Source organism: uncultured Caballeronia sp., assembly GCF_964243625.1.
In the GTDB taxonomy this organism is placed as follows: domain Bacteria; phylum Pseudomonadota; class Gammaproteobacteria; order Burkholderiales; family Burkholderiaceae; genus Caballeronia.
In genome coordinates, this window is the sequence record NZ_CAXTGZ010000394.1 from 1 (window position 1) to 5,851 (window position 5,851).

The window sequence follows — 5,851 nt, forward strand, 5'->3', positions numbered from 1 at the left end:
TGACTGCGTCTCCGGTCGTACGCAAGCTGTCGTTCACCGGCTCGACGCGGGTCGGCAAACTTCTCGCAGCCCAATCCGCACACACGCTGAAGAAGCTTTCCCTGGAACTCGGCGGCAACGCGCCATTTATCGTATTCAACGACGCAGATCTGGACGCCGCCGTGCAGGGCGCCATGGCATCGAAATTCCGTAATACCGGCCAGACGTGCGTGTGCGTGAATCGCTTCTTTGTTCAGGCGGGAGTTTATGCCGAGTTCACGCGGCGTCTGACGCTTGCCGCCGGCAAGCTTCGCGTAGGCAACGCGCTCGAGCAAGAGGTCGATCAAGGCCCGCTTATCAACCATGCCGCGTTGAAAAAGGTCGATGATCACGTGCAGGACGCCGTGGCCAAAGGCGCAACTGTCATGACGGGCGGCCGCGCCCATTCATTGGGCGGCACGTTCTACGAACCAACCGTTCTGGCCCATGCGAACCAAAGCATGTCGATAGCGCAGGAAGAAACGTTCGGCCCGGTCGCCGCCTGCTTCCAGTTCGAAACAGAGGCTGAGGCAATCAAGCTTGCCAACGACACACCCTTCGGACTCGCCGCGTACTTCTATACCCGCGATCTGGGCCGAGCGTGGCGTGTCGCGGAAGCACTCGAGACGGGCATGGTTGGCATCAATGAGGCAATCATATCCACCGAAGTGGCGCCGTTCGGTGGCGTCAAGCAATCGGGTCTGGGCCGCGAAGGTTCCAGATACGGACTCGACGAATACATGGAACTTAAATACATGATGATCAGCGGCCTGGCGGCGACCGAACGTTGATTGTCGCTAGTCGATTGTGACCGCGTTGTTGCTGTCGCATACAGCTGGCAGCAACGCGAGTAAGTGAAGAACAAACAGGAGACGCAGTGAGTCATCAGGACACCTCAAGTAGTGCCATCCCCAATGGTCCCGGACCACATGCAGGTATGGCGCCAATCCGCACACCCGACAATTCGGCCTCGAAGCCCATGCTGCTCGATGACATTCCGCTGAACCGCTTCCATGTGAAGATCGCGGGCCTGACTTTCGGCGCGCATTTCACCGAAGGTTACGCGTTGGGCACAGTGGGATACGCGCTGGCCTCGATGAACCGGCAGATGCCGCTCGATTCGTTCTGGATGGGTGCAATCGGCAGCTCGGCGTTGATCGGCATTTTCCTTGGCAGCCTGATCTTCGGGCGCCTGTCTGATCGGCTTGGCCGCCAGCGCATTTTTCTCACCAGTTTTGTCATCATTACCATTGCCGCATTCCTTCAGTTCTTCGCCACATCGCCGCTGGAATTGTTTGCGCTTCGGGTTTTGATCGGCTTCGGTATGGGCGGCGACTTCACGGTCGGTCACGCCATCCTGGCAGAATTTTCGCCTCGCAAGCATCGTGGTGCGCTCCTCGGATCGTTCAGCGTTGTCTGGACGGTCGGTTACGTGGTGGCGAACGTACTCGGCATGTCGTATGGAGAAGCCAGTCCGGATGCATGGCGCTGGCTGCTTGCATCGGCGAGTCTTCCTGCATTCATCGTCCTGCTGCTGCGCATTGGCACGCCAGAGTCTCCGCGCTGGCTGCTCGGAAAGGGGCGGGTGAAGGAAGCGCACGATGTAGTCCGCAAGCATTTCGGCCCCGACGTCATTCTCGACGCTGAACATAGCAGTCATGTCGGCGGTGGGAAGCATGGTTACCTACGGCTGTTTCAACCTGACCTGATTCGCAGGACATTGTTCAACTGCGGATTCTTTGTGTGTCTCGTCATTCCGTATTTCGCGATCTACACATTCTTGCCAGGCATCCTGAAAGTGATCGGCCTGAGTGGTGGTTTCGGTGCGGACCTGTTGCTCAACGCTGTACTGGTCATCGGTGCGGTGCTCGGAATCTGGCTCACCATCAAGTTGCCCCGCCGGCACTTTTTGATTGGATCCTTTGCCGTGACCTGCGCCATGCTGGTGGCCATGAGCCTGCTGCCGTCATCTGCAACGCTTGCGATGATCGCTGCGTTTGCTGTTTTCACATTGACCATGTCGGCATTCAGCAATCTGGTTGGCGTGTTTCCGCCCGAATGCTTTCCAACCGAAGTACGCGCGTCAGGCGTTGGACTTGCCATTGCGTGCAGCCGGCTTGGCTCGGCAATCGGTACGTTCTTGCTACCGGTCGGCATCGCGCAGATCGGGTTTCACTACACCATGATGATTCTCGCCGCTGTTCTGCTTGTTGGCATGATCGTATCGATCGCCTGGGCTCCTGAGACACGCAACCTGACTCTGCGTGCCGCGAGCGGATCGTCATGAACTCCAAGCGTGCTGCCGGATAGGTTGGCTCCACTCAGCAGCTCCCGATAAACCTCACCTTAAAAAAGGCGTCCGCTTGCGGACGCCTTTCCGCATTTGAAAACGCGATCGCATCAACCAAAAACCATCCCGATTTCGATATTAGGAATTCTTAGTTTCGTCCTAATTCTTCGGAGAGTTCCGAGGGTAATCCGAGGCATCGCGCCTTAAGATTCATTCACTCGCAGACGAACCGGTTCATCGCCTCTCACCAGAATCCAGACGATGAAAAAGGCGGCTCGCACTGCGCGGACGGCACTACGGGACACGTAGTTCAAGCGCCGCAAGTGTTCGAAACCTCGTTAATTTCTCTTTTGGAAAAACATCATGAAATCATTCATCTCCACTGTCGCTGCTGCTGCAACTATCGCGACCATCGCTTTGGCTTCGACCGGCGCGAGCGCTGCTGACGGCACCATCACGTTCACCGGTGCAGTGACTGACACGACATGTTCGATCGACGCAAAAGTTGCTGGCGCCGCCGACAAGAACGTCACATTGCCGACCGTAACAAACAGCACGCTTGCTTCGAAGGGCTCGACGGCCGGCACGACCTCCGCAACCGACCTGACGTTCTCATTGAGCGGTTGCTCGACAGAATCGAAGGCAGTCGCTCGTTTCGAAAATGGCCCGACGGTCGATCAAACCACGGGGTACTTAGCAAACCAAGCCCCCGCCGGCGCTGAAAACGTGCAAGTTCGCTTGCTGAACGCGTCGCACCTGCCCATCAACGTGGTGACGGGCGAGAACAACGACATGGCCGGCAACGGTGCGGCCATCGTTTCGGGCAACGCTGACCTCAAGTACTTCGCAGAGTACTACGCAACGGGTGCGGCAAAGGCTGGCCCAGTAAGCACGTCGGTTCAATACACCGTCGACTACCAGTAAGGTGTACCAACGGGCATCTGCAGGTGCAGGTGCCTGTTTTTTTTCAAATTTTCGAGATACGTTTTTTACGGAGATGCATCAATCATGAAGTCCCTCAGGCAAATTGCATATGGTTTGGGCTTGATCGCGGCCCTCGTTGCCGGAAGTGCGGGCGCAAGCGTGACAGTGGGCGGAACACGCGTGGTGTATCCCCTTGAGAATCGTGAGATGACGGTCAAGCTGACCAATGATCGCAGCGAACCCTCGCTGGTTCAGGTCTGGATGGACAAAGGCAATGCCGCGGCGAAGCCGGGCGAGGCAAGCGCGCCCTTCGTGTTGACGCCGCCGATCTTTCGCATGGACGCCGGAAAATCCCAGACGCTACGAATGATGTACACGGGCGATGCATTGCCGCAGGACCGCGAGTCGGTGTTCTGGCTCAATGTGCTCGACGTACCGCCGAAGACTGCCAAGGATTCCGATGTCAACACGCTTCAATTCGCGTTCCGGACTCGAATCAAGGTATTTGCGCGTCCGAAGGGTTTGCCCGGAACCGCCGATGAAGCACCGGCAAAAGTGACATGGAAACTCGTACCCGCCGTCGATAACAAAGGGTATGAAGTGAAGGCGACCAATCCGACGGCCTATTACGTGTCGTTCAGCAATATCAATGTGGTCGGTAGCGGTCAGACCTTCAGCAACGACATAGGCGGCATGGTCGAGCCGCATGGAAGCGCGCAGTTCCCGATCAAGAACATGAAAACAGCGCCGGCCAACGCCCGTGTCAAATTTTCGACCATCAGCGATTTCGGCGGCGCCGTGTCGCTCGACGCACCTCTCGCGCCATAAGACGTCGCCTGATCGGGGCGGCCATCGCCCTGGGTAACTGAAGGCGTCGCGGGCAGTAACTGGCCGACGCCTTCCTCAAGAAAGACTTTACGCATTTGCCGAACGGGCTGTCCGAACAGCCCGGTGGGTCAACTCGCGTCTGAACCGACTGAATAGACCGAATCAACGCAGGCCGAACCATGAAACAAGCTGCTCAACATGCTTTCTCCCGTCAAAGCCAGGATGCGTTCCGGCTTCGTCTGAAGCCGATTGCCGCAATCGCATTTTCAATGATGGCGTGCGCCGCGATTCCGCAAGCAATGGCTGATGCCTCGGGATTGGATCAAAGCAAAAGTGGCACGGTTGCTGAAGTGAGCTTCGATAACACCTACCTGCGCCAGGATGGTGGAACGCCGATCGATACCAGCCGGTTCACGCGCGGCAACGCGGTTTCACCAGGAACCTATTCGGTTGACCTGTACGTGAACGGTGCGCGCCTGAGCCGCCAGGACATCCGCTTTGTTTCCAGAGGTGGCCCATTCAGCGCCAAGCCGTGTTTCACCCGTGCAATGTTGCAGCACGCGGGCGTCGATATGGCCAAGGCGGATGCGGCCGGCGGCCGGAAGGCACCGGCAACGACCCCGGCAGCCGATACCGACACCTGCGAAGAGATTGGCACGCTGGTGCCCGGCGCGACGGTCGACTTCGACTTTACCCAGCAAACCCTCGAACTGAGCGTGCCGCAGGCATTCATGCGTAACGCGGCACGAGGTTACGTGCCGCCCGAACAATGGGACCAGGGCGTCAACGGCGGATTTGTGAGCTATAACGCCAACACATTCCGGACCGACGGCTCGGGCCCCGGCTCAACCCAAAGCTATCTCGGCCTCAACGCCGGCGTGAATCTGGGCGCATGGCACCTTCGGCATCAATCGTCGATATCGTCGGGAACGGGGCAGCCTACACAGTTCGACAACATTGCGACCTACGCCCAACGCGATGTCGAAAAGCTCGGCGCGCAACTGACGCTCGGCGATTCCAGCACAAGCGGCGAGATCTTCGACAGCGTGTCGTTTCGCGGCGCACAACTCGCCACCGATGACCGCATGCTTCCCGATTCAATGCGCGGTTATGCGCCGGTTGTGCGCGGTGTCGCAGAATCGAATGCACGCGTGACGATCCGCCAAAACGGCCAGGTGCTGGAAGAAACAAACGTTGCGCCCGGTCCCTTCGAGATCAATGATCTGTATTCGACCGGCTATGGCGGTGATCTGGTCGTGACGGTGACCGAAGCCGATGGCCGCAGCAAGGAGTTCACCGTACCGTTCGCATCGGTGGCGCAATTGCTGCGTCCCGGCGTCACCCGTTTCAGCGCGACGGCAGGCCAGCTGCGTAACGATTCCATCGATACAAAACCCGTTTTCGGCCAGTTCACGCTTCAACATGGCCTGACGAACACAGTGACGGCTTACGGCGGTGTGGTTGCATCGAGCGGATATGGCGCGCTGAACTTCGGTGGTGCATTGAACACCGGCTTCGGCGCGTTTTCGATGGACGTCACCGGCGCCATGACCAGCGTGCCGCAATCCCAGTCGATGCACGGCGCGAGCTTGCGCGTGGGCTACAGCAAGTTTGTCGGGGCGACCAATACGAACGTGTCTGTCGCGGCTTACCGGTTCTCGACAGCAGGGTATCTGAACCTGAACGATGCAGCGTCCATTCGCGATATCTCGGAGCATGGCGGCGATATCGATGCGATTTATAGACAGCGCAACCGCATGCAAGTATCGGTCAACCAGAAGCTGGGCGATC

General features: G+C 58.2%; 5 protein-coding genes. All 5 read left to right on the forward strand.

Annotation, left to right across the window (positions count from 1 at the left end; genetic code table 11):
- Positions 1-809 (forward strand): aldehyde dehydrogenase family protein (locus ACFFAR_RS22695; RefSeq protein ID WP_174364171.1); only part of this gene is annotated, 809 nt, incomplete at its 5' end.
- Positions 810-955: 146 nt separating this feature from the next.
- Positions 956-2,305, forward strand: a complete 1,350-nt coding sequence (locus tag ACFFAR_RS22700) for an MFS transporter (protein ID WP_375508512.1) — start codon at positions 956-958, stop codon at positions 2,303-2,305.
- A gap of 366 nt (positions 2,306-2,671) precedes the next feature.
- Positions 2,672-3,232 (forward strand): fimbrial protein, encoded by a 561-nt coding sequence (locus ACFFAR_RS22705; RefSeq protein ID WP_062003514.1) that lies wholly within the window; start codon positions 2,672-2,674, stop codon positions 3,230-3,232.
- Between the two features lie 84 nt (positions 3,233-3,316).
- Entirely contained in the window at positions 3,317-4,060 is a 744-nt protein-coding gene (locus ACFFAR_RS22710) for a molecular chaperone (protein WP_062171865.1), read from the forward strand.
- A 179-nt stretch (positions 4,061-4,239) separates the two neighbouring features.
- Positions 4,240-5,851, forward strand: a 1,612-nt coding sequence (locus ACFFAR_RS22715) for a fimbria/pilus outer membrane usher protein (RefSeq protein WP_174364170.1), incomplete at its 3' end; no start/stop codon positions are given.